This window comes from Cupriavidus sp. FW305-F7, from assembly GCF_058782875.1.
In genome coordinates this window covers 205718-232043 of the sequence record NZ_JBYSYC010000001.1, presented here as the reverse complement: position 1 = coordinate 232043, position 26326 = coordinate 205718, and the positions used below count along the sequence as shown (strand labels likewise).

The 26326-nt window shown below is 62.9% G+C and carries 22 protein-coding genes and 2 pseudogenes; 13 read left to right on the top strand and 11 right to left on the bottom strand.

Translation table 11 applies throughout. From position 1 onward, the window contains the following. Window positions 1–137: 137 nt before the first annotated feature. From AC3WL8_RS01060 to AC3WL8_RS01035, 6 genes are all read right to left on the bottom strand, one after another. Window positions 138–1061, bottom strand: coding sequence for a LysR family transcriptional regulator (locus AC3WL8_RS01060; RefSeq protein WP_211979584.1), 924 nt, complete (start codon window positions 1059–1061; stop codon window positions 138–140). 197 nt (window positions 1062–1258) lie between these two features. Continuing rightward, window positions 1259–1933: a TetR/AcrR family transcriptional regulator gene (locus AC3WL8_RS01055; protein WP_211979585.1), complete on the bottom strand. Its 675-nt coding sequence runs from the start codon at window positions 1931–1933 to the stop codon at window positions 1259–1261. 165 nt (window positions 1934–2098) lie between these two features. Beyond that, window positions 2099–3730, bottom strand: a complete 1632-nt coding sequence (locus AC3WL8_RS01050; protein ID WP_211979586.1) for a cation acetate symporter — start codon at window positions 3728–3730, stop codon at window positions 2099–2101. Continuing rightward, window positions 3727–4089 (bottom strand): DUF485 domain-containing protein, encoded by a 363-nt coding sequence (locus AC3WL8_RS01045; protein WP_211979587.1) that lies wholly within the window; start codon window positions 4087–4089, stop codon window positions 3727–3729. Before AC3WL8_RS01045 ends, AC3WL8_RS01050 begins: the two co-directional genes overlap by 4 nt. A 97-nt stretch (window positions 4090–4186) precedes the next feature. After that, a complete protein-coding gene (locus AC3WL8_RS01040) occupies window positions 4187–5410 on the bottom strand; it encodes an FAD binding domain-containing protein (RefSeq protein ID WP_211979588.1) in 1224 nt (407 codons plus the stop codon). Between the two features lie 2 nt (window positions 5411–5412). Then, window positions 5413–5901, bottom strand: coding sequence for a VOC family protein (locus tag AC3WL8_RS01035; RefSeq protein ID WP_211979589.1), 489 nt, complete (start codon window positions 5899–5901; stop codon window positions 5413–5415). A 407-nt stretch (window positions 5902–6308) separates the two neighbouring features. Here AC3WL8_RS01035 and AC3WL8_RS01030 point away from each other — a divergent pair, with 407 nt between their 5' ends. Then, window positions 6309–7424 (top strand): amidohydrolase family protein, encoded by a 1116-nt coding sequence (locus AC3WL8_RS01030; protein ID WP_211979590.1) that lies wholly within the window; start codon window positions 6309–6311, stop codon window positions 7422–7424. A 147-nt stretch (window positions 7425–7571) separates the two neighbouring features. Here AC3WL8_RS01030 and AC3WL8_RS01025 read toward each other — a convergent pair. Continuing rightward, a pseudogene (locus AC3WL8_RS01025) lies at window positions 7572–8707 on the bottom strand (FAD binding domain-containing protein). Between the two features lie 428 nt (window positions 8708–9135). Here AC3WL8_RS01025 and AC3WL8_RS01020 point away from each other — a divergent pair. From AC3WL8_RS01020 to AC3WL8_RS01005, 4 genes are read left to right on the top strand one after another with little or no spacing between them, the layout of a single operon-like run. Beyond that, on the top strand, window positions 9136–10422 hold the full coding sequence (locus AC3WL8_RS01020; protein ID WP_211982241.1) for a c-type cytochrome: 1287 nt from the start codon (window positions 9136–9138) through the stop codon (window positions 10420–10422). After that, window positions 10419–10907 carry a (2Fe-2S)-binding protein gene (locus tag AC3WL8_RS01015; protein ID WP_211979591.1) on the top strand — a complete coding sequence of 163 codons (489 nt, stop codon included), beginning with the start codon at window positions 10419–10421 and terminating at the stop codon, window positions 10905–10907. Before AC3WL8_RS01020 ends, AC3WL8_RS01015 begins: the two co-directional genes overlap by 4 nt. Beyond that, on the top strand, window positions 10907–13180 hold the full coding sequence (locus AC3WL8_RS01010; protein WP_492377769.1) for a xanthine dehydrogenase family protein molybdopterin-binding subunit: 2274 nt from the start codon (window positions 10907–10909) through the stop codon (window positions 13178–13180). Before AC3WL8_RS01015 ends, AC3WL8_RS01010 begins: the two co-directional genes overlap by 1 nt. A gap of 57 nt (window positions 13181–13237) precedes the next feature. After that, entirely contained in the window at window positions 13238–13426 is a 189-nt protein-coding gene (locus tag AC3WL8_RS01005) for a hypothetical protein (RefSeq protein WP_211979593.1), read from the top strand. Window positions 13427–13559: 133 nt separating this feature from the next. On the opposite strand, the gene AC3WL8_RS01000 is transcribed toward AC3WL8_RS01005, so the two are convergent. After that, window positions 13560–14678: a helix-turn-helix transcriptional regulator gene (locus tag AC3WL8_RS01000; RefSeq protein ID WP_211979594.1), complete on the bottom strand. Its 1119-nt coding sequence runs from the start codon at window positions 14676–14678 to the stop codon at window positions 13560–13562. Window positions 14679–14945: 267 nt separating this feature from the next. Here AC3WL8_RS01000 and AC3WL8_RS00995 point away from each other — a divergent pair, with 267 nt between their 5' ends. Further along, the gene (locus AC3WL8_RS00995; RefSeq protein ID WP_211979595.1) at window positions 14946–16544 is read left to right on the top strand and encodes a hypothetical protein; all 1599 of its coding nucleotides are present in this window, start codon (window positions 14946–14948) and stop codon (window positions 16542–16544) included. 147 nt (window positions 16545–16691) lie between these two features. Here the strand turns inward: AC3WL8_RS00995 and AC3WL8_RS00990 are convergent, their stop codons facing one another. Next, complete coding sequence (locus tag AC3WL8_RS00990) at window positions 16692–17270, bottom strand: helix-turn-helix domain-containing protein (protein ID WP_249221151.1); 579 nt, start codon at window positions 17268–17270, stop codon at window positions 16692–16694. A gap of 281 nt (window positions 17271–17551) precedes the next feature. Here AC3WL8_RS00990 and AC3WL8_RS00985 point away from each other — a divergent pair, with 281 nt between their 5' ends. Next, window positions 17552–17959 (top strand): PPC domain-containing DNA-binding protein, encoded by a 408-nt coding sequence (locus AC3WL8_RS00985; protein WP_013951999.1) that lies wholly within the window; start codon window positions 17552–17554, stop codon window positions 17957–17959. Window positions 17960–18069: 110 nt separating this feature from the next. Here AC3WL8_RS00985 and AC3WL8_RS00980 read toward each other — a convergent pair. Beyond that, window positions 18070–18536: pseudogene (locus AC3WL8_RS00980) on the bottom strand (DUF1697 domain-containing protein). A 524-nt stretch (window positions 18537–19060) separates the two neighbouring features. Here AC3WL8_RS00980 and AC3WL8_RS00975 point away from each other — a divergent pair. The 3 genes from AC3WL8_RS00975 (at window position 19061) to AC3WL8_RS00965 (ending at window position 23444) form a co-directional block, all read left to right on the top strand. Next, the gene (locus AC3WL8_RS00975; protein ID WP_211979597.1) at window positions 19061–19711 is read left to right on the top strand and encodes a response regulator; all 651 of its coding nucleotides are present in this window, start codon (window positions 19061–19063) and stop codon (window positions 19709–19711) included. Next, entirely contained in the window at window positions 19711–22629 is a 2919-nt protein-coding gene (locus tag AC3WL8_RS00970; protein ID WP_492377768.1) for an ATP-binding protein, read from the top strand. Before AC3WL8_RS00975 ends, AC3WL8_RS00970 begins: the two co-directional genes overlap by 1 nt. Window positions 22630–22937: 308 nt before the next feature. Next, window positions 22938–23444, top strand: a complete 507-nt coding sequence (locus AC3WL8_RS00965; protein ID WP_211979598.1) for a glycine zipper family protein — start codon at window positions 22938–22940, stop codon at window positions 23442–23444. Window positions 23445–23538: 94 nt separating this feature from the next. On the opposite strand, the gene AC3WL8_RS00960 is transcribed toward AC3WL8_RS00965, so the two are convergent. Beyond that, window positions 23539–23985, bottom strand: a complete 447-nt coding sequence (locus AC3WL8_RS00960; RefSeq protein ID WP_211979599.1) for a hypothetical protein — start codon at window positions 23983–23985, stop codon at window positions 23539–23541. 268 nt (window positions 23986–24253) lie between these two features. On the opposite strand from AC3WL8_RS00960, the gene AC3WL8_RS00955 reads away from it, so the two are divergent. From AC3WL8_RS00955 to AC3WL8_RS00945, 3 genes are read left to right on the top strand one after another with little or no spacing between them, the layout of a single operon-like run. Continuing rightward, the gene (locus tag AC3WL8_RS00955; RefSeq protein WP_041228524.1) at window positions 24254–24583 is read left to right on the top strand and encodes a hypothetical protein; all 330 of its coding nucleotides are present in this window, start codon (window positions 24254–24256) and stop codon (window positions 24581–24583) included. Beyond that, the gene (locus AC3WL8_RS00950; protein WP_492377767.1) at window positions 24580–25131 is read left to right on the top strand and encodes a DUF3302 domain-containing protein; all 552 of its coding nucleotides are present in this window, start codon (window positions 24580–24582) and stop codon (window positions 25129–25131) included. The genes AC3WL8_RS00955 and AC3WL8_RS00950 overlap by 4 nt, the downstream gene beginning before the upstream one ends. After that, window positions 25132–26310 carry an HlyD family secretion protein gene (locus AC3WL8_RS00945; protein ID WP_211979600.1) on the top strand — a complete coding sequence of 393 codons (1179 nt, stop codon included), beginning with the start codon at window positions 25132–25134 and terminating at the stop codon, window positions 26308–26310. The last annotated feature ends 16 nt before the right edge of the window (window positions 26311–26326 follow it).

The following is a 26326-nucleotide window of genomic DNA, read 5'->3' as shown; positions in this document are numbered from 1 at the left end:
GTGAGGTTGCGTTGGTTGGTACCCCGGCTGCCGGATGAGTGCTTGACGGCGCACGATGGTTCAGGCGCCGGGTACGGGTACCATCACAGGATTCCGTGCCACCATGGCCAGTGTTTCGCACTGGCAGTGGCGGGGGACTACCGTGCGGTATTGCCCCGATAAGTCGGCCCGGGAATCTCGCCAAGAAAGTCGAGAAACGCGCCAATACGCCTTGACCCGCGCTGGTTGGGCAGGAAGAGTGCTGAGATGGCGGAAGTGGCGCGGTTCGGGTTGACGGACCAGTCATCGAAGAGCGACGTCAGGTTTCCGCGTTGGATGTCTTCTGCGACAAGCCAGTCCGGCAACAGCGCGATACCTGCTTCGGACATCACTAGCTCGCGCAGTACCTCGGAATTGTTGCTTCTGAAGTTGCCACGAACGGGGACTTGCATCTCTTCGCCGTCACGGACAAAGGTCCAGACTTGCTGCCCCACGTCATAGCTGAACCGCAAGCACTCGTGCCCCGCCAGGTCCAGTGGTGCTGCGGGCAGGCTGTGGCGCAGGAGATAGCCCGGGCTGGCTACTACCTTGCGGCGGAACGTGCCGATCTGGCGCGCAACCACATCATCCAACGATGCCGCACTGCCAAGCCGGATGGACAAGTCAATACGCTCGCTAAGCAAGTCCACGATCTCGTCCGTCAGCGTCACTTCCAGCTCGAGCTTGGGATAACGTGCCAGCAGACCGCCCAGAAAAGGCGCGATGCAACGCCGCCCGAACGCAACCGGCAGCGAGACGCGCAGTTGGCCGACTGGCGTGTCGCCGCGGTCGGCGATCTGGGCGTCCGCTTCCGCAACGGCATCCAGGATCTTTCGCGCGCGCTGGTAGTAGGCGGCACCGGCTGCGGATACCGTGACCTGCCGGGTCGACCGGTTCAATAGGACCGCACCGAGATCTTCCTCGAGACTGTCCATCATGCGCGTCACGGACGAGGTGGCAAGGCTCAACCGTCTGGCCGCAGAAGAGAAGCCCTTGGCGTCGACAGTCTCGACAAAAACTCTCAATGCCAGCAGCTTGTCCATGTCAGAGCACTCCGGGTGGCAGGGATCGGCGTGGACCCTCAGGAAAGCGTATCACGCCGCCTGTCGCCGTTGACAAGATCCTGCCTCCCGTCTCGTTGATGGTGGGCTGCACGAAGCGTTGGTCTGACGGGAGGGCGTTCAGGCGGTTCAGACATCCGCACTGGCAATGCGCTTACGCTATGCGGCATGCGACGGCATCAGGCGACCGGACGCCGAAGGCTCAGCATGACGGCGGGCGCGCCCTGCAGAAAAATATCGACCTTCTGGCGCACAACGCCGCCCAGGTCAGCCGGGACCTTGAGCCCGTAGACCCATTTGCGCACGCCCAGATAGAAGATGGCGGCGTGCAGACTCCAGATCATCTCGACCTCGGCATCAAGCTCGGCGGCGCTGCGCGGTTCCGGGATACCGTACTCTGCCCGGACTTCGGCCAGCACGGGCAGGAAGACCTTGCTGCGAAGCTTGCTGAGGTATTTGTTGTTGATGCCTTCGCGCGTCAGGCCGGCGAAAATGAAGATCCTGATCCACTCCTCGCGCAAGATCACTGACGCATAGTCGAGGTAGAAGGCGTAGAGCCGCTGCGCCAGCGGAGTAGACCGGTCGGCGATTTGCCGCTCCCAATCTGGCCGCCATTGGAAGACCTCATTGTAGACGCGCTCAATCAGGGCATCTTTGCTCTCGAAATAGCGGTAAAGCAGCGGCTGCGTAACGCCGATCTGCTTCGCCAGCTCCCTGGTGCTGCCGGAGAAACCATTCCGGGTGAAATGCTCGATGGCCTTCTGGACAATCTGCTGTTCCCGCTCTTCCGGGAGCAGCCGTTTGCCGGGCTTGGCCGGTATGCCGTGCTTGGCTGTGGTGGCGCCTCGTTCCATTTGTTCACCTGTGCAGAGCCCCGGATGGGGGTTGCCGCTTCCATTGTACCAATCAAGTGATAAATTGGAATATGCCGAATCAGCCCGGGCGTGCACGGCTAGCCCTCCGCCGCGGTGATGGGAGTCCGGCGGAACTGGCGCCGGACACTCCGCCGCAGCCCCCGCTTATTGACGCTTGATCAAGCCCAGCTCGCAATCCACCAGCTGATTGCGGAAGGCACCGCGCTCCCGCGCGCCGCGAGCGGATTTGTCAGTCACAGAGAAGACGTAAATTCCCGCAAACGCGACCAGCATCGAGAACAGCGCCGGATATTCGTAGGGATAGATCGCCTTCGCGTGTCCCAGCACCTGGACCCAGACCGTCGGGCTCAGCACCGTCAGCAGCACCGCAGTCAACAAGCCGAGCGAGCCGCCGACGACGGCACCCCGCGTGGTCAGCCCGCGCCAGTAAATGGAGAGCAGCAGCACGGGAAAGTTAGAACTGGCGGCGATGGAGAACGTCAGGCTGACGATGAAAGCGATGGTCTGCTTCTCAAAAAGGATGCCCAGCAGGATCGACAACACCCCGAGCACCAGTGTCGTCATGCGCGACACCCGCATTTCGTCCTTGTCCGTCGCCGTGCCCTGGCGCAGCACCTTGGCATAAAGGTCATGGGAGATGGCCGATGAGCCAGCCAGCGTCAGGCCCGCAACCACCGCCAGGATGGTAGAGAATGCCACCGCGCAGATGAAGCCAAGGAAGACGTTGCCACCTACGGCATGCGCCAGATGCACGGCGACCATGTTGACGCCGCCGATTACCGCGCCCGAGGCGTTGTGATACAGCGGGTCGTTGGCAACGAGCGCAATCGTGCCGAAGCCGATGATGATGATCAGCGCGTAGCCACTCCCGACGATGCCGGTCGCATACAGGATGCTCTTGCGCGCCGCCTTGACGTCAGCGACCGTAAAGAAGCGCATCAGGATATGCGGTAGTCCCGCTGTGCCGAAGATTAGCGCGAGCCCGAGGGAGACGGCCGAGACCGGATCGGAGACAAGGCCTCCCGGACTCATGATCGCGGCGTGCTTGCCGTGGGCCGCGATAGCCTCGGCGAACAAGGTATTGAGGCTGAAGCCAAAGCGGCCCAGCACCATGAACGCCATGAATCCCGCGCCTGCCAGCAGGAGGACAGCCTTGATGATCTGGATCCACGTCGTCGCCAGCATGCCGCCGAAAAAGACATAGATGACCATCAGCACACCGACCAGCACTACTGCCGCCGTGTAGTTGAAGCCGAACAGCAGCTCCACCAGCTTGCCCGCGCCCACCATTTGCGAAACCAGGTAAAGCAGCACGATGACGATCGAGCTCGACGCCGAGAACGCGCGGATCGGGCGTTGCTGCAAGCGGTAGGAGACCACGTCGGCCAGGGTAAACCGGCCCAGGTTGCGCAGTGGCTCTGCAATCAGGAACAGGATAATGGGCCAGCTTGCCAGAAAGCCGATCGAATAGATCAGACCATCATAGCCGCTGGTGAAGACAAGTGCGGAGATGCCGAGCAGGGACGCGGCGGACATATAGTCGCCGGCGATGGCCCAGCCGTTTTGCATGGCGGTGATCTTGCCCCCCGCGGCGTAGTGATCTGCAACGCTGTGGGTGTTCCTGGCGGCCCAGCGCGTAATCAGCAGCGTTGAGGCGACGAAGACCAGAAACATCACGATGGCGATGACGTTCAGCCCCTGGCCGACCGTCGGTGTGGCGGCGATGGCTGGCAAGGTGGCCGAAAACAATGCAATGAACAGTGAGAGTCGCTTCATTTTTCCGCCCCTTCGCGAATCGCGTGAATCATCGCGTCATGCACGGTGTTGGCACGATGGACATACAGGGCGACGAGGAAGAAGGTGATCGCGAACATGCCGAATCCGATCGGAATGCCGATGGACATTGGCTGTCCCGGCGTCAATGGACGTCCGAGCAGCGCCGGGTTGAAGGCGAGCGTGAGGATGTACCCGAAGTACACCGCCAGCATGAGAGTCGTAAGCGTATACGCGAAGCTGCGGCGCGCGCGGACCAGCGCCTGGAATGCCGGGTTGCTGAGCACCGGATTGGGTGGGGGAAGCGGCGTCGATGTTGCCTCATCACCGCTTGGCGGATACGTTGCGGCAAGGTGTTCCATGCTTGTCTCCATTTGGACGGATCTTCTCTATTGTTGGCGGCAGCGTAACTGGCTGGCAGAGCACCGCCGCCGGGGATAGCGGTATGCGGTAATGCGATCAGAATCGCGTCGACACCGCCGTCTCGCGCATGACTGCTTCCGGCGTGCGATAGCGCTCGGCCATCTGGCGATCGGTCTCGTCCTTGAGCTGGGCCTGCATGTAGGCGCCGAGGTGGCGGGCGTGCTGGACGATCGCCGCCCCCACCTGAACGCGCTCAGCGCTGTAGCCTTCGAGCGCCGCCGGCACGGTGTCGTGAGCCCGCAGCGCCTTCACCAGTGCCATGGCATCGCCTGCAGCCTTGGTCACACCCATACCGCAGTGGGGTCGCGCCACGAAGGCGGCATCGCCCAACAGCGCGACGCGATCGAACGCCATGCGCGGGACTTCAAGATCAAAGATTGGCTGGAACAGCGGTTGCGCGGCCTTTGTCACGACTTCGCCAAACTGGGGCGCGAGCAGGGTCAGCGCCGCTTCTTCCATGTCCGCGAGCACCTCGGGGCGGATCAGCGTAGGGGGAATACCACCCGACCAGCGCTTGCCGCTGGCGTCGGTCAGCAGATTGGGCAGATCGATGTCCTCGCTGGTGGCGCGATACCACACGAAGTTATAGCGTCGCTCGCCGGGCTGGGTGCTGTTGTCTTGGCCGGCCACCGGGTAGCCGAGAATCTGCTCGTGCGGTGGGAGGCAAAACGCGAACTTTTCGAACAGCGCATCCCGCGTGGACTCGCTGAGCGCCATTTCGTCCACCAGGCCGCGCCACGCAATGTAGCCCGCGTACTGGAGCTGGACATGAGGCAGCAGACGCTCGCGCAGCGCGGAGCGAAAACCGTCGGCGGCAATGACAAGATCGGCAGAATGCGCGGAGCCATCATCGAGGGTCACGACGGCACGACCCGGCTCGCTCTCGACGGAAACCACGTTTCCCCCCGGTCGATAGCAACCCAATTGGAAGGCTGCGCGCAGCACCTGATACATCTTGCCCCACGCCGTCAGCGTCTGAGGCATTTCTCGCTGCGAGAGCACTGAACCGTCCTGTGACAGCGTCAGGCGCGACTGCACGCGCACACCGATCGAATCGTCGACCTGGACACCTGCCGCGGCCAGCGCTTCGAACAACTCGGGGTGCGTGACAATGCCGGCACCGCGGCCTGCGAGCGCTTCAGGAACACGCTCGAAGACTTCGACGTCCCAGCCGTCGCGAGACAGAAGATTGGCCGCAAAGAGCCCGCCCAGCGAGCCACCCACTACGATCGCCTTGGGCTGCCTGGAAAACATTGTCATGATCATTCTCCTGTCACTGCCATGCTGTGCGCAGTCGCGCTGCCACCTGGGATGTCAAGGCCCGCGACTTCTGCGGCGGGGTAATTCAGCTCGATGGTGACGCCAGACGGGTCTTCGATGAACACCTGGTGCAGGCCGAGGCTCGGCACCGTGCGGTCGCGCCAGGCCATGCCTTCGGCTTTCAGCTTCGCCCACATTTCCTGAACACCGGTGGCAAGGAAGGCGATGTGGTCGACGGTGCCGGTGCCGGAAACCGGGAGATGACGGTCACCCAGATAGGCACTCAGGCCGCCGAGGTTGTCTGGATCGACGCCGATGATGTGCACCACGCCGAACTCGCTTTCGTCATCTCCCAGGTACAGCCAGGTGCCGGGGAAATCGAACGGCGGGCGATATCCCTGACGGAAACCAAGAATGCGTTGATAGAAGGCGCACGACCGGTCGAGGTCCGTGGTGCGGATCGAGTAGTGCGCTAGTTTCGTAATTGCCATGGTTGCCTCTGCTATTTATCGATCGATAAGTGATCGGTAGATAAATTGTAGGCGAGCTGGTTCGGAGGGCCAAGCGTGATGCGTGTGAGGATTTACCCTAGGTGCTATCGGCTGGTGTGCGACCAAGAGAGCGTAGCTGGACTCTTATCGGGCCGCGTCCTGGCGCCGATCCCCGCCGCCGGCGCACATCGAGCCGCGACAATAGGGTAATCCCCGATCTTTCTGCGCTTTCTGATTGGAGCCCACCGTCCTACACTGCCACGCAAATAATCATTCGATAAATTGACTGGCGTTGTACTCCGCGTATGCATGGTCAGCGCCCTCCAAGTCGCGCTGGCCACACGCCGGAATAGGCCGGATGAAGGCAAGTGGTGCTTGAAACTTCAACAATAAAAGGAGACAGAGACATGGATTGTCCTTGCTGCGTATCGCCCAACCGGCGTCGACTGCTTGGTTCGGTGAGTGCAATCGCCGCGGGCATGATGGCAGGATTGCCAGCGTTGGCTTCGCAGCCGTCCACGGCCGCTGCGAGCACCGGCAAACCGCTTTCGATCGACATACACGCGCACTATTATTCCGAAAGCTTCCTGGGGCTTCTGGGTGGTGAAGGGAAGCAGTTCGGCGGCCACTTTTTCCGCAACGACGACTCCTTCACGTTCCAGACGCCTGCCGGCGGACTGGGGCCCCTGCCCATGAAATTTATCGACGTGGAGCAACGCGTCCGGGACATGGACAATTCAGGGGTCGACGTCCAGGCCATCTCCCTGAGTGTGCCAATGGTCTACTGGGCCGATCGCACACTCAATGCAAAGCTCGCCAGAGCATGGAACACCGCGGCCTCCGATGTCCACCGGAAGCATCCCACCAGGTTTGTCGTACTGGCAACGCTGCCGATGCTGAATGCGAACGACGCGATCGATGAACTTGAATTTGCGGCGGGATTACCGGGCGTGCGCGGCATCTACATGGGAACGAACATCAACAATCGTGACCTCGATGCCCCGTTGTTTTCGCCGATATTCAAGCGCATCGAGCAGCTGAATCTGCCGATCTTTCTTCATCCCCAGCAAACAGTCGGCGGCGCGCGACTGGCCGACTTCTATTTGAGCAACTTGCTCGGCAATCCGTTTGATACCGCGATCGCTGCGTCCCATCTGATTCTGGGCGGGGTGTTGGACAAGTATCCCGCGTTGCACTTCTCTCTGCCTCACGCGGGTGGCGCTCTGCCAATCCTTGTCGGGCGGATAGATGCGGGCTGGTCGATGCGTTCGGAAACGAAGCGCCTGGCACAGAAGCCCAGCAGCTACCTGCGCCGGTTTAGCTACGATACGATCTCGCACTCCGGCCCAACCCTTGACTTTCTCATTCGGAACATTGGGGCGGACCGCCTCGTGCTGGGCAGCGACTATTGCTTCGACATGGGCTATGAGCAACCCGTGCGCTTCCTGGATCGTCTCGCTCTGCCTGATGACCAGAAGCGCATGGTCGTTGGGGGCAACGCGGCACGTCTGCTGAACCTTTGAGTTCTCAGGCATAGCCACTGGCTGAATGTAGTCCATGCTGGCGGCACGCTCACGCGGTCGCCGGATTGCACCAATGACGAGCCGTTGCATGGTGGTAGGCTCAGGCTAAGCGCCCCGTCTACTGGCCATCGTGTGGCCCGCTACCTGCTACAACCCCATGATCGTGCTGCCCAACGACATGCCCCATTGGGCCATGCGCTTGCCCTCTGCCCACTGGCTTTGCTGCCAAGTCGCGAGGCCTATATCTATGTCCGTTCCTGTATCACGCAGCGCCTTGCCGAGTGCCAGGGCATTGGCGGCTGCCTTGCCCGCACCGGCCCCGGTATGGGGCCGGGCGACGAAGGCTGCGTCGCCAAGCAGGATCGCGCGTCCAAAGACCATCTTTGGAGCCTGATAATCCTGGATGACCTGCATGAAGGGCTCCTTTGTCGACAGCAGCAGTCGCTGGAAGACGGGCGCCAGACTCAGGCTTGCTGCCTTCCTCAACGCGTCGCCATGGAGATATTTCAGCGCGCCCGGCGGGATGGAGTGGGAGCGCCGACGGCCGTCCCGGTCCGTCAGGGCCGCATCCAGCATCGCCCTGCGGCCAGGTTGCGGTACCACACCCAGTTCAGGCGCCGCTCGCCCGGGCGTATGGAGCCGTCTTCGCCTGGAATGAGGTAGGTCAGCATTTGATGATCCGGGCCTTGCTGAAATGCAAACGCATTGGTAAGGCGTGCTGTAACCTCCCGATCGAGGCTTCCCTCAGGCAGCAGCCCGCGCCACGCGACATAGCCCGCATAGGCCGGCGCATCGCCCCGTGACAACCATTGCCGTACGGTGGAACGGGGCCCGTCGGCACCTACCAGGAGGTCAGCACGCTCCACCCGGCCACTCGCAAAGGTTGCCAGCATCTCATCTCCAAGCTGCTCGAGACGGACAAGTGCCTCGCCAGCATGAACCAGGCCGGGATGCAGCGATTCCTTGAGAAGACTGTACAGGATGCTCCATGCAGTCTGCGTTTGCGGCATAAGCAGCCGCTCGACAATCTCGCCATGAGGGTCCAGGAAGATTCGATACTTCGACCGAACTCCCATTTCCGGCGGCCTCCGGACGCCGCCAAATCGAAACGCTTCCAGTACGTCCGGTTGCAGGACCAATCCGCCGCCCCGGCTTTCCAGCTGCCCGGGAGAGCGCTCGAATACGGCCACTTCCCACCCGATCGCCTGCAGCACAGATGCAGTGAACAGTCCCCCCAGCGAGCCGCCGATCACAATGGCCCGTCGACGCTTGTGCGAAGTCATAGCACGGACCTCACCGCGCCGGCACTGAAGCGAAAGCCAGCGCGTATGCGAGTCAAGCTCGCGAGCGCGCCTGGGGGCCATGGGCATATCAGATCGTCGGTCATGTCAAATCTCATCCAGAAAGTCGGCTGCCCCTGACAAGGGAGTGTGGGGGCAAGCATAGGCATGGTCATGACAGATCGGAAGAGGGTGCCCGCGCAACCGAGCTTTGCGTGCCAAGCAATGCTTTGCAGCCGCGGTGCGCTACTAGAATGGCTGAAAGCTCGCTCGGGAGGCGCGCCCAGGGTTGTGTCAGGCGAGCGGGTGTCTGAGGCGCCCGTCCTCCCTTTGAGCGACAGCGCGTATCGTTGCTGGCCCATGGCGGGCACATCGGGGGTGCTGCCGGCAAATTGACATCGAGTGAAGTGTTGATCTCCAATGGTGCAGCGATGAGAAAGAGGAATCTGCTAATAGCTGCACTGAGCGCCACGGTGGTGGCCTGCAGTGCTGCAGCAGTAAACATGTGGGAGCCGACCCTTGCCAGCGTGCCTGCACCGCCGGTCAGTTCATGGGACAGTCAGACGAGGATTTATGGCGCTCGGGTCGTCGCACTTGGTGATTGCTTCGTTTGCCATACCGCCAAGGGCGGGAAACCGTTTGCTGGTGGCTTGCCGCTGGAGACGCCCTTTGGCACGATCTATTCGACCAACATCACCCCTGACGCCGCCACGGGCATTGGCTCGTGGTCCCTGGAGGCATTTACGCGAGCGATGCGTCGTGGCATAGCGCGCGATGGTCATCAACTTTATCCGGCATTCCCATACACTCACTTCACCAGGATGTCGGACGGCGACATTGCCGCAGCCTATGCCTACCTGATGAGCCTGGATCCGGTTGAAGCAAAAGCTCCGGACAATGATCTGATCTTTCCCCTTAACTTTCGGCCGTTTGTGGCCTTCTGGAACGTCCTGTTCCTGAAACCAGGGGAACAAAAGCCCGAGCCATCCGAGAGCGCAGAGTGGAACCGGGGGCGCATGCTGGTCGACGGCACCGGACATTGCGCGGCGTGCCATTCGCCCCTCAACCTGATTGGTGGCGAGAAGTCCGGAAAGGCCTTCGGGGGAGGGCTGGTCGACGGTTGGGAGGCACCGGCGCTGGATGCGCTGGGCAGTGCGGTAGTCCCCTGGACCAAGGCGCAGCTCGTGACTTACCTTCGCACCGGCCGCGCCAGCGAGCATGGTGCCGCAGCAGGTCCAATGCTCCCGGTGACGCAGGAGCTCGCCACTGTGCCCGTGAGCGATGTCGAAGCAATCGCGACCTACATCCTTTCTATTCAAAAGCCCGGCACTGTGGCCGCCATGCAGCCAGTCTCCAATGTGGGAAGGCCGCCGGAAGGCGATAGCGTGCGTCGCGGCGAAGCGCTCTTCAATGCTGCATGCGCCGCCTGTCATGGCAATGGCGCACCGATGCAGGCGATTGGCGGACGTCCAGGGCTTGCCTCCAGCACGGCCGTGAATGCGCGAAGCCCACGCAATGTCATTCAGATGTTGATGAACGGCGTCCCTTGGCAAGGCGCGGGGTCAATCCATTTCATGCCCCCGTTCTCTGAGTCCTTGCGTGATGACCAGCTTGCTGATCTTGCGGGCTATCTGCGTGCCGCCTATTCTCAGGAGCCGGCATGGACGGAAGTCGCGAAAACGGTGTCCGAGATCAGAATGGAGAACAATTCGAGATGATTAATATCACCGTAAACGGGGTTCGGCACGATCTCGACATCGATCCGTCCACGCCGCTGCTCTACGCCCTGCGTAATGAACTGCAACTCCATGGTGCGAAGTTCGGCTGTGGCCTTGGCCAATGCGGCGCATGCACTGTGATCGTGGGCGACCGTCCGGTCTTTTCCTGCCTGATGCCCGTTTCCGCCATTGGCAGCCGGCCGGTGCGAACCATTGAAAGCCTCGGCACCAAAGAGAAGCCCGGGCCGTTGCAAAAGGCCTTTATTGATCATCAGGCAGCGCAGTGCGGCTACTGTATCGCGGGCATGATCATGCGCGCACAGGCACTGCTCGAGCAGAACCCCAGGCCGACGGAAGCGGAGTTGCGGGCGCATATGGAACCGAACCTTTGTCGTTGCGGCACGCATATGCGGATTCTGGCGGCGATCCGAGCCGCTGTGAACACGCAGGGGAAGGGGCGTCACGGCAAGGTGGGAGGCGCGTGATGAGTACCGACGACAACGATTTCGATCAAAGTCGGCGGAGCTTCCTGATCTCGGGGTCGCTGGTTGTCGGCTTCAGTCTCCTGCCGGGCGCTAATTCCAGGGCTCAGAAAGTCATTGCCGACGAAGGCGCGGCGGTGTACGTATCCAGAGAACTGGAGACGCTGGCCGGGAGCCTGAAGACCAATCCGTTCCTCGATGCGTGGATCAAGATCGCGCCGGACAACAAGGTGACCGTATACACAGGAAAGGTCGAGCTTGGTACCGGGGTGCGCACGGCACTGCTTCAGGTCGCCGCGGAAGAGCTGAATATGGCGCCATCCTTGATCACCTTCCTGACGGCAGACACTGGCGCCTCCCCAGACGAGGGACTGACAGCTGGCAGCCATACGATGGCCGACAGTGGCAGCGCGCTGCTGAATGCCGCGGCCCAGGTGCGGGGACTGCTTGTCGAGGCTGCATCCAGGCGGCTTCGCGTGGACCGGGCCAGGTTGACCGTGGCGGATGCCAGGGTCAGCGCCCCGGACGGACGCTCACTCACTTTCGGTGAACTCGTGCAGACCGTGAACCTGCACCGGAAGGCCACCAGGACATCGCCGCTAAGGGACCCTTCGACGTTTCGGGTGATAGGCACGTCCGTGCAACGACTGGATATCCCCGGTAAGGTCACCGGGGCTGCCAGTTACGTCCAGGATATGCAAATGGACAACATGATCCATGCCCGTGCCGTGCTGCCGCCTTCCTATGGATCCAGATTGCTCGGGATAAACGAAGACGAGGTAATGCGCCTGCCTGGTGTGCTCAAAATCGTCAGGGACGGCGATCTGCTGGCGGTGGTGGCAAAAGGCGAATGGCAGGCCGTGGAGGCGCAGCGGAAGCTGTCTGCGGGCAGCCGTTGGAGTCCCGGTCGGAAGCTTCCCGACCCTTCCACCGTGCATCAAGAGCTCAAGTCAATTGCAACCGAAAGGATAGAGGTCGCCAACACAAAGTCGCCATCTCCCCCGACGGCAAAAACCCTTAGCGCCAGGTTTGCCAAGCGTTACCTGATGCATGGCTCGATCGGGCCGTCCTGCTCCATTGCGCGCTTCGAGAACGGTCGTATGACCGTATGGACGCACTCGCAAGGCGTCTATCCGTTGCGCGACGCGCTAGCCGAGATGCTTTCCATGCCGAAGGACAAAGTGCGCTGCATCCATGTGGAGGGACCCGGCTGCTATGGGCACAATGGCGCCGATGATGCGGCGGCGCATGCCGCGCTGCTCGCCCGCGAATTGCCCGGCAGGGCGGTGCGTCTCCAGTGGATGAGAGACCAGGAGCATATGTGGGACCACTTCACACCGGCGATGGTCAGTGAGTTAAGCGCATCGATTGACGCCAGTGGTGCGATCGTAAACTGGACGTATGCGCTTTGGAGCAGTTCCCACAACGAGCGTATAGTGAATGCCGGACGTCTGGTCCCGGCGCGGTTGCTTGCCAGGCCTTTTGTCTCGGCGCCTTCCGTGCCGATGCGTCAGCCGGAAGGGGGAGGGGACAGAAATGCGATACCCCTTTACAAGCTCCCGAACATTCAGGTAGTCAACAATTTCTCGCCGACCATGCCCCTCAACACGTCGGCGATGCGATCACTCGGGGCGCATACCAACGTGTTCGCCATCGAAAGCTTCATGGATGAGCTTGCCTCAGCGGCGCACATCGATCCGGTGGCATTTCGCCTGAAGCATCTCGACGATTCACGGGCACAGGATGTCATTCGTCTCGCGGCAGCAAAGTTCGGATGGCCTCGCCCACCACGCAAGCCTGGATACGGGGTTGGATTCGGCTTTGCGAAGTACAAGAATCTGATGGGCTATGTCGCGATTGCTGTCGAAGTCTACGTTGAGAAGGCCACCGGCGATGTGCGACTCGAGCGTGCGGAGGTGGCGGTCGATTGCGGCCAGATCGTCAATCCGGACGGCATCCACAACCAGATCGAGGGCGGTATTATTCAGTCCGCCAGCTGGACGCTCTATGAGGAGCTGAAATACGATCAGGAAAAAATCAGAAGCTTTGACTGGAGCAGCTACCCGATCATGCGCTTCTCGGCCGTGCCCGCGAGCATTAACACTCATCTGATCGACCGGTCGGGTAGTCCGTTCCTGGGCGTCGCCGAGGCGGCAATGGGGCCGACCAGCGGTGCCATCGCCAATGCGATTTTTGATGCGACGGGCAAGCGGCTTCACGAAATGCCACTGGCCGGAGAGAGTCTGCGCAGGTTAATTTTGGATTCAGACCACTGAATCAATGCGGCACGGCTATTCTCGCACCGGTTTGGCTCGAACGTTCCTGCCTGACGCATGAACTTCTACCTGTCAGCGCGCCACGGCGGTGCGGGTGCGCAGAACCTCTTCTTCCTGTCGTTGTTCTTCCTGTCCGCCAGCAGGTTATTCCTCTCGGTGGGCGCAGCCGGCCTGCGTATCGGAAACCTGATGTACTTTGCTATCGCAGCAATCGGGGTTCTGCTTGGCGCTCGCTTGGAAAGATAGGGCGGACGGCTTTTTCCAACGGATTGCGCAAGGGAGTCTCGGGCCCCCTTACTCTGGCGAGCGGCGTGTCGGTTCTTTTACATGGATGAAGGAGGCACGCGCGGCGATGCGGGCGCCCCGGCATCAGGCCATCCTAGCGATCACCCCCCGCCTGCGACAGCACCCACAGCATTGCCCCAACGGCTTCCGCTTGGGATCGCGTGTTTGTCTTGTCGAAAATCGCCCGCAACTGCGTACGCACGGTGGCGAGCGAGACCCTGGCGCTGGCGGCGTACTCGTCAGGGGTCTTGCCGCAAATCAACGCTTCAGCCACAGCCGCCTCGGCCGCTGACAGCCTGAAGGCCCCCTGCAACTGTCTTGCGGTTACCAGCGGCGCCGTGCCGCGCCGCCTGGCTGTAACCAGGAGGGTTGCATCGCCAAACGCCGCGCGCGTGTCCTGGCCGGGAACGCATGCGATGTTGAGGAATATTTCGGGAGAGGCTCCCGATGCGGCCCGCAACGCCGGGCTTTCGCCCTTGCGCGTCTTTCCCACGCGCGCCATGGCCGCCTGCAGGCCATCATTCTCGGCGGCTGTGGCCGCGGCCAGGCGCCCATGCTCCAGTTTCAAACAGGCGCTTGCGCGCAGCATCGTTTCGGCAGCCTGGTTGGCAAAGACCAGCCGAAAACGCCTGTCCAGCGTGAACACCGCAAGGCCCAGCTGCTCCATCAGTTCATTGCCAAGCGCGGCGTCGCGATGCAGGATCCTGGCGTCCTGCCAGAGGTTGATGGAGCGCTGCAGGTGCCCGACCAGGCCCGCCGCCGCGGCGCGCTCTTCCAGTGTGTATGGCGGCCTGTCTTTCGCTCGCAGCAAGCCCAGCAGAATGTCATCACTGCCGGCGCGAGCCAGGCGTACGCCCTGCAGATAGCGCAACCCTGACGGAAGCTGGTAGTCCTGGAAAAACTCGCTGCGCGCAACGTCTTGCTCGGTAAGGCGGTCCTGGCAGCAGACAAATTCGCCTAGGGCCGCGGATTCGACAAAGCTGCGCCGTGGATCCAATGCGCCGTAGTACTGATCGTAACTCTCGACGATGGCATCCCAGTCCCTGTCGGGCGTGTAGATGGACAGACGCGGGGCGTTGCGCAGTGCATCCCAGCTGAACATATGGAATACATTGGCGCCCAATGATTCGGCGACTGTCTGAAACACCTCCAGAAAGCCGTCCTCCCGGACTGCGGCCTCATAGAGGTCCCCGATGAGATGATCCCTTGGCAATTCCCCTTCTCCCCAAAGCTCTCTAATTCAGCGATTGCCTGATTGTCGCGACGCTGACGGTCTCTTACGGACCCGCCTAGCTTGCCCAAGCTGTCAGGGGATTTATGCCCCTCTCATTGGGGGTATCTGCAGATTTTCATCTGAATGAATGATGCGCGTCGCTCTGCGTTCTTCGCAGAATCGCCCCCGGGTGGTTTCGATCGCCCACAGGGAACGGGTGAGGCAACGAGCTTGCATTCATTCATACGACAGGGGGAAATCAAAACCATGAAAATCAGACTTCTAATATCCGCTATTGCAGCGGCAGCACTGACCGCGTGCGGAGGCGGGTCCTCGGACACCCAGTCGTCGGCGCCATCGACGCCGTCGACGCCTGGCACACCGGCCACCACCATCGCGGGAACGGCCGCCGTGGGTTCCGCGTTGCCCAATGCCACGGTCCAGGCCAAGTGCGCCAACGGCAGTGGTACCGCCACCACAGCCGCCGACGGGACGTTTACCATCAGCATTCCCGACGCCACGCGTCCGTGCGTGCTCAGCGTAACGACCCCCGACGGCACGATCCTTCACTCCGTCGTGGAAGCTGGAACCGGCACGACTGCCGCCGCCAATATCACGCCTCTCACCGAACTGATCACTGCGTCGATCGCAGGCGGCAGCACCCAGGACTTCTTCAACAGCTTTGACGCTCAGGCACAGGCGAAGCTGACCACGGACGGTGTAGCCACTGCGGTGGAGTCCGTCAAACTGATCCTTTCCGGGACGGTCGATCTCGCTGGCGTGGACCCGCTCAAGGGCACGCTGGTCGCCGCGCACGGCGACACGCCGGGCAATGCGCTTGACCAGAAGCTCGATACGCTCGGCGCCGCGCTCGAGTCGTCGCAAACCTCCCTTTCCCAGCTGTCTGCTGCTGTCGCGTCCAATAGCGGCTCGGCAGCCGGCGTGCAAACCATTCTCCAGCCCGCGTCGGCAACCTGCGCGACGTTCCGCAGCGGCAAGTACCAGAAGGTTGGCCTCACTGCCAACAGCGTGCAGAGGTTCACAATCGATGCGGTCAAGCTGACGCAGACGAACGATACGACCGGGGCGGTCGAACAATTCCAGGCGAACGACACGCAGGCCTGCCGCTTCGGCAACACCGACGCCAGGCTGCTGGTCTCCAAGTCCGGTATCGGCCTTGAGCGCCGCAACGGCCCATCCAGCCTGGTGATTCCTGACCAGACCATTCCGCTGAGCGAAATCACCGGAGACTGGATCGCCATGGGCTTCGAACGGCCCGAGGGCGGCGGCACGCTCGCGCCGGGGCTGATCAAGTTCACCGTGGACAGCACTGGAAAGTTCGCCAGCGGTGCCGACTGCGGGTTGAGCGGCTGCTCGCCCTGGCCTGCGGAAGACCTTCCGGTCGTGTCAGTCAACGCGGATGGCGGATTCAATGTCACGGATTCGACAGGAACGGCCCGAGCGTTCGCCTTCAAGGGCGTCGATGGCGGCGTCGCGGTTGTGATCGTGCACCAGGGCGGCTTCATGATCGCAAAGCGGCCGACGCCGCGTGGTCTGCCGGCCGTGGGGGCCGTCAACGCCTACTGGGATGCTGTGATCAATATCAACGGGGGGACCGAAATCTCGGAGTATTCGAACACGGTGACGTCCGTCGACACGGCAGCAAATACCTATACTCGTCAACGTAACGACGGTCGCGTCGATCTTTGGCATACCAACATGCCGTCGGATGGGCTGCGTTATCGCCCTGCCGCACCAAATGCCGCTGAGGTTATCGGCATGAACGTGGCAAACACAGGCCTGACCGTGGCGATCAGCGTCAATCCGGCCAATAGTTTCTACGATATTTCGGTTGACCGGCCGTAAGGCGACTTGCCTGCAGTTCCGTCTGGCCCCACATAACCCGTGGGGCCTTTTTATTTCTCCGGAGCGCAAGAGTTTTCGTGCTGGGTTCGCCGCAGCTCTATAAGTAGTGCGCGGCCGTTGCAGGCAGTCCGTGGCCGCATGAACGGCTTACGCGAGCACGTGGAACGGGCGTTGGAAGGCTACGGACCCGGCGTCTTGCCCGGGCGGGGCTTCCGCAGCGGACGGAAGCTCCAGTAGCGCGCGCACGTCCCGTTCGACCGTTGCGAGCGAAGCGGACCTGGATAGGGAGCGGGCAAATCGGTCGTCGAGGCCTGGCGGCAGACGCAGCCACATATTATCCGAGACCAGCAGCAGGCGCCTTGGCTTCAGCACCAGGCTGGCCAGGCGCAGCAGGTGCCAGCCGTCGGCAAGATCCGGCGGCATGCCGAACACGAGCAATGCCGGAGCCGGCAGGCGCGCATTGCGTGCCGCCAGCGCATCCGTCTCCACGAGTTCGACCCGGCCAATGCCCGGCATTTCCCCGAGCAGCCGCATGACTCCGTGCCGGTACACCGGCATGTCATCGATCACCACGGCATGTGCCTCGCGGCTGCGCCCCAGGACTTGCTCCCAGGCGGCCGCTCCACGGTTCGTCCAGCTCATCCTTGTCTCCTCCGGTTTGCCGGCGTTGGCTTCGTGGCCAGCGCCCTGCACCAGAACCAGCAAGGGCAATGCCAACTCTGGCAAGGCAGCCTCGTGCCATCGCGCGCAAGCGCGGGAGCCAGGCCCGCTGCGGGTTTCCGGGAGGCTGACGCAGACCTGCCGGCCTTTGCGGGCGACTGGCAGCCGCGGGGGAGGCGTTACGTGTAACGTAACGTGTTACGCGACCGACCCCGGCCGGAAGTTGGCGGCCGTCGAAACCCTCGTGCCGCGCAGAGCACGACGCCAATGAGCGAAAGCTGGTGCTCAATTGCGATTGGTCTCAATTCGCTTTAACCTGTCACGAAGCCCCAACCTGGAGCCGCGTGATGCAAGCACATCCCTTACGCCTCTCTCCCGGCGACGATCTGCGTGCCGCACTCGAAGACGTGCTGAGTCAGCTCAAGCTGCATGCGGCCTTCGTCATCCAGGGCATCGGGAGCCTCAGCGTTGCCCAATTGCGATTTGCCGGGGCGGAAGGCCCTACCGAACTGCGTGGCAATCTGGAAGTCCTGACGCTCGCCGGATCCCTGTCATCGGATGGAGCGCACCTGCATATGTCGGTTGCGGACTCGCGCGGGCGAGTGTTCGGTGGTCATGTGGCACGCGGTTGCACGGTCCGTACAACCGCGGAGATATTGCTGGCGCTGCTTCCCGAACATCGTTTTGCCCGGGAGTACGACCAGAACTCAGGGTTCATGGAACTGGTGGTACGGACTGAACAGCCCATGGAGTAGCCTCGAAACAACACCCGGGCAGCGTAGATGAATGAGGTCGTTCGACCCGTTTCAGCCAGTCGGTGCGAGTGTCCGGGCGATCGCCTTACGCATAAGGCCTATGCCCTGGCTCACTTGATGACCGTGTAGAGCGTGCGAGTGGTGATGTCCTTTCCGAACGAGCGTTCGAGCAGGCGCATGAACACCGGGCCTTTCTTCGGGTCGGGCACGTAGGCGCTGAAGACCTCCGTGGCACCGGCCTTGACGATGCTTGCGCCGTCGCGCTCGATGGGCAGCTTCACGTCTGGCGGCACCGGGCTGCGGAGAAAGGTGCCAATCCGCTTGGCCGAAGGCGCAAGGCTGAGCTCGGCGAAAGGGTCCGAGTCGATGAGGTCCTGGAGATAGCGGGCCGGCCGGACGAAGGTGTCGAAGCTGTGGCCCAGTTCAGACTGAATCGCCTTCTCGGCGCGTCGCTCCAGGCTGGCCAGTGACCACGATCGCGCGTCGAACACGACGTTGCCGCTGGAGAGCAAGGTTTTCACTTCGGAGAAGCCCGCGGCCTCGAGCAGCGCTTGAGTTCGGGCATCCGGGCGTTCATCGGGCTGACGCCGCGAAGAAAGGCAACGTATCGGGGCATGGCTATCTCGTAATTGCTGGCGAACCGCTACACGGCTTGCGGTCAACGGTAAATGCAGGGTGATGTTGATAGTAAGGCGTTCGCTGGCCAATTGGCCAGCGCAGCGGCTCGTCAATGGAGCTATGTCCGCAGTAGTTACGAGGTCCCCGCTGCCCATCAATCCTGCAGGCCGCGGCGGCAAGGCTTACCTGGACCGGGGCGTCACCCAAGACGCCGTCGGCACCGTCAGTGGTTTGCGGCCTGTGCGGCCCGTGGGACGATCAGTCAAGCAACTGACCCGATTCGTCAAATGGATGTGTGGGCCAATTGATACAATCGCGAGCCCTATGCAGGCTGGTCCCCCGGCTGGTCGCGCCACCCCGATTCATTCATTGTGCCGCTGAGCGAGCGAAGGCATTTCTCGCCTCAAGGCCGGACCATCCATTGCAGGCTGTAGTAGCAGATACCCTCCCGGAGCCGATCCGGGGTGTGGAGAATTAACGCGCATGCCACCACGTACCATCTCCGCCGTGATCGCGGACGATCACCCGGTGATTCAACTCGCCGTCAAGACCACCCTGAGCGAGATCCCGAATGTCCAGGTTTCTGCGATGTGCGCTTCCGGCAGGGAGCTTTTCGCTGCGCTGGAGGCGCACCGGCCCGATCTCATTGTTACGGATTTCACAATGGGACGTTCCGAAGAGAGCGATGACGGACTTCGCCTGATCCGGCGACTCAAGCAGTCCAGCCCCGACACGCCGATCGTCGTCTTTACGATGCTGACCAACGGCGGTCTGCTCACGCGCATCCAGGAGACCGGTATCGCCGGCATCGTGGGCAAGAACGAGGACCCAGGCATCCTGCGGCAGATCTGCATTGATGCGATCGGCGGCCAGGGCCTGCGTTTGTCGCCGGGGATATCGGCCAGGATGTCGAGCGCCGGCGCGCTGGCAGGCGCAAGCGCCAGCGCGCTGTCTCCGAAGGAGATCGAAGTCGTGCGGATGTTCGCCGCGGGAAGCACCGTCACCGCAATCGCCGGATACCTCCACCGCACGCTGGCAACCGTGGCGACACAGAAGCGCTCGGCCATGCGCAAGCTGAACATCACCAGCAACGCGGACCTCGTCGCGTACGCGCGCGACAACGGTCTGACCTGATGCAGGGCACGTTCGAGCCGTCGCCCGACCTCCGCGCGGTTGAGCGGAATCTGCAGCGGGAACGCCGGGTCTTCTCGCTGGTGATTGTGTTGCTGGGGCTGCTTGCCGTGGCAATCGCCTCCACGGGCGTGTTCGTTCAGCTAAATGGCTCGCTGCGCGCCCAGGAGCAGGTGGCCCGCCTGTATGAGCAGGGTGTCGTCGATGCCGTCCTCGAACGCCGGAGTACACTGGCCGCGAGCAACCTGATCCTGGAACTGCGTGCCAATGGCACGCTTGCGCTCTCACCGGGCAGTCAGGGCGGCCTCTGCACGCAGGTTTTTCCGTCCGCGCCGGCCGACGACGTGCTGCAGCAGAGCTGCGACCAGTCGGTCGGCACGCTGATTGCCGCCAGCCAGAGGCCGTCGATCGAAATGATCTCGATCGCCAGCGGTGCGACGTATCGTTATGGATCGCCCGATGCATCGGGATCGGCGGCGCGGTCGATACCGCCGCCGATGCCGCCGGCACTCATCACCAGGACGATCCTCGATCGCTTCCGGAGCCGCGATATCGATGTTCTGCAGGCCGCGAGGGAAAAACGCGTCGAATGGCTGGGCGTCCCGGCCAGTGCGGCAGGCACCGATCCGGAGATGGTTGGCGCATCGCTGGTCGCGAAGGGAGACACGCTTTACGCGGTCGTGCTGACACGCATCCCGCTGCACGAGCTACTGCGGCCTGCCGGGCCCAACCTGTCGATCCCCGAACCGATCGTGTTCGACAGCCTTGGCACTCCGCTGGTCGCGGCCGGCGCACGGGCCAACGCGCAACACCTGAATGCCAGGCTGGAAGCGCGGCCGGACGGATTATTCCACTGGGTCCCGGACTATGGCTGGGCAGTGCGCCGCCCGCCACTCGTGGCAGATTTCGGGCACCTGATCTTCGCGCTCCCGATCGGGCATCAGATTCGGGGGATGACGGAGGAACTGATTGTCATCGGCGCAATCACAGCCGTGCTGATTGCATTGCTGTTCGCGATGTACCGCTACTGGAACTATCGCTTCCTGACCGGCACTTATGCGGAAGCGGCACGTGCACAGCGGCTCCTGCATGAAGCCCGGCTCGCGACCGAAGCGGCCGCCAGGGCCAGGGTGGCCTTCTTCGCGTCGATGAGCCACGAGATTCGCACGCCGCTTGCCTCGCTGCTGGGTAACATGGAACTCGTCGCAATGGGGCCTCTGGGGCCGGAGCAGCGGATGAGGGTGGGCGCGATGCAGGTGTCGGCGGAGGGACTGCTGCAGATCGTCAACGACGTGCTCGATTTCTCGAAGATCGACGTGGGCGCATTGAGCATCGAGGTACAGCCCGTATCCGTCACGGAGCTTCTCGGCCGCATCGCGATCGCCCATGCCCCGCTTGCCGCGCAGCGCGGACTGAGCTTCCTGGCGGTGTACAGCAGCCGCATTCCCTCGCAGCTCGATCTCGATCCCGTGCGCCTGACCCAGATCGTCAACAACCTGCTTGGCAACGCGTTCAAGTTCACCCAGGCGGGCAAGATCGTCCTGCGCGCGCAATGGCTGGAATGGAATCTGGAGATCGTCATCGCCGATACCGGCATCGGCATACCGGATGAGTACCAGGACCGGCTCTTCCAGCCGTTCTCCCAGGTCGCCGACAATCGGATCGCCCAGGCGCGGGGAACCGGGCTGGGCCTGTCGATCTGCATGCGGCTGGTGGAACGGATGGGTGGCCGCATCATGCTGGACAGCACCCTGGGCGTGGGAACGCGCGTCACGGTTCGTCTGCCGCTGGGCGTGTCCGACGCGGTGCCGCCCCCGGTGCGCCCAGGCTTGCCGCCGAACCGGACGCTGGTGCTGTCCCGCGAACCCGAGTGCATCGGGGGATTGTTGAACCACTTCGACTGGGGCGCGTGCCAGCCGTCGGCGCGCTCAAACCTGGATGAGCCCGTGGATGCAGACAGCTATGACTGCCTGCTGGTGACCGAGGCATTTGATCCTGGGCACGTCATGGCCTGGTGGCCGAAGCCGGCCTCGGTCGTCTGGCTGAAGCAGTTGGGGCCGCTGGTTGCGACGACACGGCCGGATGGCGGCCGCGAGGTTTCCAGCTATAGCCTCGCAGGCATCCATGCAGCAGCGCTGGCGGTCATCACCGGAGCACAGCCACCGAAGCGGAGCGAGGAAGGCCTTGTCGGGCGCCCCACATCGCCGCTTGTGGGCCACGCCGTGCTGATCGCGGAAGACAACTTGCTGAACCGGAATCTGCTGCGCGACCAGCTTCGCGCGCTGGGCGCGAGAGTCATCGTCGCGGGCAATGGCATCGAGGCCATGGCGGCACTGAGGGGGAATCGCATGAACGCGGTCCTGACCGATATCGACATGCCCGTCATGAACGGCTTCGACCTGCTTCGGGAAATGAGGCACGCCGGCATCGACATCCCCGTCTATGCCGTGAGCGCAAGCGCACGGCCCGAGGATGTCGCCGAAGGGCGGGCGAGGGGATTCACTGGCTATCTGACCAAGCCGATGTCTCTCGCCGCGCTGGCGTCGGTTCTTGCACGCGGTGACGATGGCGTCGGCCATGAGGACGTGGAGCAGACAGCCGCATCGCCCGGTGACGATGCTCTCCCCGAGTTGCCACGGATTCCTGCCGGATATGTCGAAGCATTCCTCGCCCAGACCGGAGCGGATCTCGACAAGTACGACGCGATTCGGGCCGGACGGGACATGACTGGGCTGGCGCAACTGCTGCACCGTATCGCGGGCGGCCTGGCGGTCGTCGGGCCGTCAGAACTGGCCGAGCTGTGCGAAGACCTGCGCGACTACGCCGCGGATGCGGACGGCTGGGACGACGAGATCGAGCTTCAGTCCGCGTATATCGCACAAAGCCTCAGGCAGTTGTGCCAGTGCCTGTGCGCTGGCTAGCAGCATTGCCGGCACGCCGGCCCGCCTCTTTCTAATTCCTGTGATTGCGAACGCACCCCTGCGCAGTCAGCATTGAGGGGACGGGTACTGACCGTCTTGCAGGCACCCGTCTTGGGTATTTCCCCAGGCAAGACCTCGCAGTTTGCCCGCCTCCCCGGCGGGCATTTCTTCCTTGGCCAGGGACAAGCGGCGCAGCGTCGGCTGCCACCGCCGGATGCCGTCACGCCTGGGCGTGCGCCGGTATCACCGGGGCATGACGGACCGACGCCCGTGGGTGCCCCGGACCTGGCACCTCATCAGGAGAGCTTATGAGCAATCGTCCAGACTTTGCGCTTGCCGCGTGTACGGCATTCGTTCTGATGTCGGGCGCGGTACCCGGCACGGCCGCAACGGCGCGGGCTCAGACCATGCTGCAGAAGCCCTACGCCTATCCGGCGCGAGGGCAATCGGCGTATCAGCAGACCAATGACGATGGCGCCTGCTACGGCTGGGCCAGACAGCAGACCGGCATCAATCCGTACCGGGTGGCAAGCACGCCGGTTCCGGTCATCGTGCCCGGTGGTGAGCGTATACGCGGCGCGGCGGGCGGGGCTGCTGCTGGCGCCGTGGCGGGCGCGATCGGCGGCGACGCAGGCAAGGGCGCCGCGGCGGGCGCGGCAGTCGGAACCATCGCGGGTGGCGTGGCGCATCGCCAGCAACGCCGCCAGGCCGTTGCCGCCAGTGCACAGGTGCAAGCCAGCAATGACTGGGCCATGACGTCGTACTGGCAAGCCTGGCGGGCCTGCATGACGGGCCGCGGCTACTCGGTGCAGTAAGCGCTGTTGTCAGGTGGACCGTGCTGAAATGGCCGGTCCACGGTGGCTCAGTGCGCCAGCCTGTGGAGCCCTGCAATCCTGCAATCGCGATCCGCTACAGAACAGCGCAGGCTTGCGCGCTGGCGGTGACGGTCAGGCTCACTCGCGCATCATTGCGCAACAGCACGCACAGGTAGCCGCCTGTCAAGTCCTCGGGGCGGGGATCTTCTGGCCACAGGGGCGGAAGCGGCACCGTGGAGGCGTGTTGCGCACCGGCGCCGGCATCGTTCCAGGTGATTGCAATGGGCCGCTCGGGCTTCTTGCCGAGGAAGCAGAACGAAGGCGCGGATTGCGATTGCCGCAACGAGGGCCCGGTCTCGCAATGGCCGGCGCGCACCGCCAGCACATCGTGATCGGTCCGATTGACGGCGACGAGCTTCGTCCATGGCCACGGCTCCTGGAACGGGCTCAAGGTCTCGGCGGTTGGGATTGCGCACCCGGACAGGGCGCTGGCGGCTGCGACGGCGACGAGGCCCGCAACGATAGGGGAAACAGCATTCATTGGGCTCTGCGGGTCGGGCGAGCCTGGACTACACCCGAGCGATGTACGACGGGGAACAGGGTAGGTCGGTCACGCCGTGGGGGCTATCAAAGGAATTCGAAAAGCGCCGCCGTACCGAAAGCGGATCCATGCCGCGCACCCGGACTTTCGAAGTTCTTTGATAGCCGCGACCGGCCCGCTGCCATAAGGTGTGGGCCTCATCGAGACGTGACCGGCTGCGCCGGTGCACGTCGTCGGCATCCGAATCCAATCGAAGGAACCTGCAGACATGATCAACAACTGCCGCCCGGCCGTCCGGGCCTTTGGCATTGCGCTGCTGATCGCGGGCGCCGGGCAAGCGTATGCGCAGCTCCCGCGCGGACTGGAGTCAAAGGGTCTGCGAGATCAGCCCGATGCGTGCGCGCAAGCCGGACTTGCCTCGAAGCCCGCGGTCTGCCGCGCTGCCGGCGAGCCCGCCAGCAGCAAGTACAACCTTCTGTACGCCGACGCTGCGTCAGCGGACGAAGGCGAGGACGAATCACCATCCCACCGGCACGCGGGACACGCGCGCGATGACGCCTACCGGGGCGGCCCGCGCAACGAGGCAACCGGCTCTTGACCGGCCCGTGCATTGTGCAACCGAGCGCCAACGCTCCATCTCAAAAAAATTCGATGAAACTGCGCCCCTATCTACTGGCGGGCATCGGCCTGCTGGCATCGAGCGAACCTGCTTTCGCATCCGTACTCAGTGGCAAGGCCCTGGAGACCGCGGCCAATGCCATCTCCTGGGTGGTTCTGTTCTTCGTGCCGGTGGCAGGGGTCTACCTGTTCTGGATGCTGCATATCTGGCCCGAGAAGATCGCACATCGCAAGCGCCATCCGCAAAAGGAGGCCATCCATTCGCTATGCCTGCTGTCGCTCTTCTTTGGGGGCTTGCTGTGGCCACTGGCCTGGCTCTGGGCGCACACGAAACCCGTGTTCTACCGGGCCGCGTACGGCACCGACAAGGCACCGGAAGACGATGACGCGCCAGGCCATGACAAGGTGCCGTCGACGCAGGTAGCTGGGCATGGAGTCTCTTACGGGCCGAGGAACATCGTCACCTTGCGGGCATCCACGGCGATGGACATCGCCAGCGGCAAGCACGCCGGAAAGGAGCAGATCTGAATGGATGCGCTGCTGCTTGGTGTCTACGCGCTCGCCGTCTGGCTGATTTTCTTCAAGTTCAGATGGCTGCCTTGGAACACGACGTCGATGGTCATCGTGTTTACGATTCCCGTGGTTGCGATGACGATGCTGGTCCTTACGCTCAACGTGGTGGCCCCGTCTTCCCATGACGTGCGGGTGGTGGGCAAGGTCCTGCAGGTGGTGCCACAGGTCCGCGGCCGCATCGTCGAACTGCCGGCCGAAGGCAACCGGCGCTACAAGAAGGGCGATGTCCTGCTGCGGATCGATCCGACTCCCTATCAGGCCTCGGTCAGGCAGCTCGAAGGCAGGCTGATGGCCGACGATGCCGCGCTGGCTGAAGCCGAGGCATCGGCGCGCCAGCTCAGCGAATCGGTGCGCGGCGCGGCTGGACGGGTCAGCACTGTGCAGGCCAGGCTGTCGCTCGCCCGCCAGCGGGCCAAGGAGCATGACGCGCTGCTTGCGGCGGGGGCCGGGTCAAAGTTCGACCGGGAAGATGCACTGACCCGCCAGCGTGAACTGGAAGGCGAGCTGGTCAGCGCGCAGGCCACCGAGGATGAGGCCCGGCAGAAGCTGTCGGCCAGAAGCCAGGGGGAGTTTGCCGCCATTGCAACGGCACGCGCGAAGCGGGCGGAAACCGAAGTCATGCTCGAGAACGCCCGATGGGAGCTTGAGCAGACCTTCTACCGGGCGCCCTCCGATGGCAAGGTCGTGAACCTGCAGGTGCGCGTGGGCACCATGCTCGTGCCGTTCCCGTTCTCGCCGGCGTTCAGTTTTGTCGAGGATTCGCAGGAGGTTGTTGCCTTCTACAACCAGAACGAGCTTTACAACGTCAAGGAGGGCGATCGCGCCGAGATCTATCTGCCGACGAATCCGGGCGAGATCATCAAGGCGAAAGTCAATTCGATCGTCTGGGCACAATCGCAAGGCCAGATTGCGCAGGGCGGCATGATCCCGAACACCGGGGCCACCGAGGTGGTGCCGAACCGGTTCGCGGTCAAGCTCGATCTGCGCGACCAATCTAGCGGGCTGATGCTTCCGGTTGGGGCAGTCGGAGCGGGCGCAATCTATACGGAGCATATGGAGATGTTTCACATTATCCGCATGGTCTTCCTGCGCGTCAGTTCCAAGCTGAACTACCTGGTGTTCAAGCTTCACTAGGCTCACTCGATTCGAT

Bases quoted from the DNA above. Each gene is read 5' to 3' on its own strand.
- AC3WL8_RS01045 (WP_211979587.1), bottom strand. From the start codon at position 4,089: ATGGAACACCTTGCCGCAACGTATCCGCCAAGCGGTGATGAGGCAACA.
- AC3WL8_RS01060 (WP_211979584.1), bottom strand. From the start codon at position 1,061: ATGGACAAGCTGCTGGCATTGAGAGTTTTTGTCGAGACTGTCGACGCC.
- AC3WL8_RS00945 (WP_211979600.1), top strand. From the start codon at position 25,132: ATGGATGCGCTGCTGCTTGGTGTCTACGCGCTCGCCGTCTGGCTGATT.
- AC3WL8_RS00965 (WP_211979598.1), top strand. From the start codon at position 22,938: ATGAGCAATCGTCCAGACTTTGCGCTTGCCGCGTGTACGGCATTCGTT.
- AC3WL8_RS01015 (WP_211979591.1), top strand. From the start codon at position 10,419: ATGATTAATATCACCGTAAACGGGGTTCGGCACGATCTCGACATCGAT.
- AC3WL8_RS00985 (WP_013951999.1), top strand. From the start codon at position 17,552: ATGCAAGCACATCCCTTACGCCTCTCTCCCGGCGACGATCTGCGTGCC.
- AC3WL8_RS00975 (WP_211979597.1), top strand. From the start codon at position 19,061: ATGCCACCACGTACCATCTCCGCCGTGATCGCGGACGATCACCCGGTG.
- AC3WL8_RS01030 (WP_211979590.1), top strand. From the start codon at position 6,309: ATGGATTGTCCTTGCTGCGTATCGCCCAACCGGCGTCGACTGCTTGGT.
- AC3WL8_RS01040 (WP_211979588.1), bottom strand. From the start codon at position 5,410: ATGACAATGTTTTCCAGGCAGCCCAAGGCGATCGTAGTGGGTGGCTCG.
- AC3WL8_RS01055 (WP_211979585.1), bottom strand. From the start codon at position 1,933: ATGGAACGAGGCGCCACCACAGCCAAGCACGGCATACCGGCCAAGCCC.
- AC3WL8_RS00995 (WP_211979595.1), top strand. From the start codon at position 14,946: ATGAAAATCAGACTTCTAATATCCGCTATTGCAGCGGCAGCACTGACC.
- AC3WL8_RS01010 (WP_492377769.1), top strand. From the start codon at position 10,907: ATGAGTACCGACGACAACGATTTCGATCAAAGTCGGCGGAGCTTCCTG.
- AC3WL8_RS00955 (WP_041228524.1), top strand. From the start codon at position 24,254: ATGATCAACAACTGCCGCCCGGCCGTCCGGGCCTTTGGCATTGCGCTG.
- AC3WL8_RS01035 (WP_211979589.1), bottom strand. From the start codon at position 5,901: ATGGCAATTACGAAACTAGCGCACTACTCGATCCGCACCACGGACCTC.
- AC3WL8_RS01020 (WP_211982241.1), top strand. From the start codon at position 9,136: ATGAGAAAGAGGAATCTGCTAATAGCTGCACTGAGCGCCACGGTGGTG.
- AC3WL8_RS01050 (WP_211979586.1), bottom strand. From the start codon at position 3,730: ATGAAGCGACTCTCACTGTTCATTGCATTGTTTTCGGCCACCTTGCCA.
- AC3WL8_RS00970 (WP_492377768.1), top strand. From the start codon at position 19,711: ATGCAGGGCACGTTCGAGCCGTCGCCCGACCTCCGCGCGGTTGAGCGG.
- AC3WL8_RS01005 (WP_211979593.1), top strand. From the start codon at position 13,238: ATGAACTTCTACCTGTCAGCGCGCCACGGCGGTGCGGGTGCGCAGAAC.
- AC3WL8_RS00960 (WP_211979599.1), bottom strand. From the start codon at position 23,985: ATGAATGCTGTTTCCCCTATCGTTGCGGGCCTCGTCGCCGTCGCAGCC.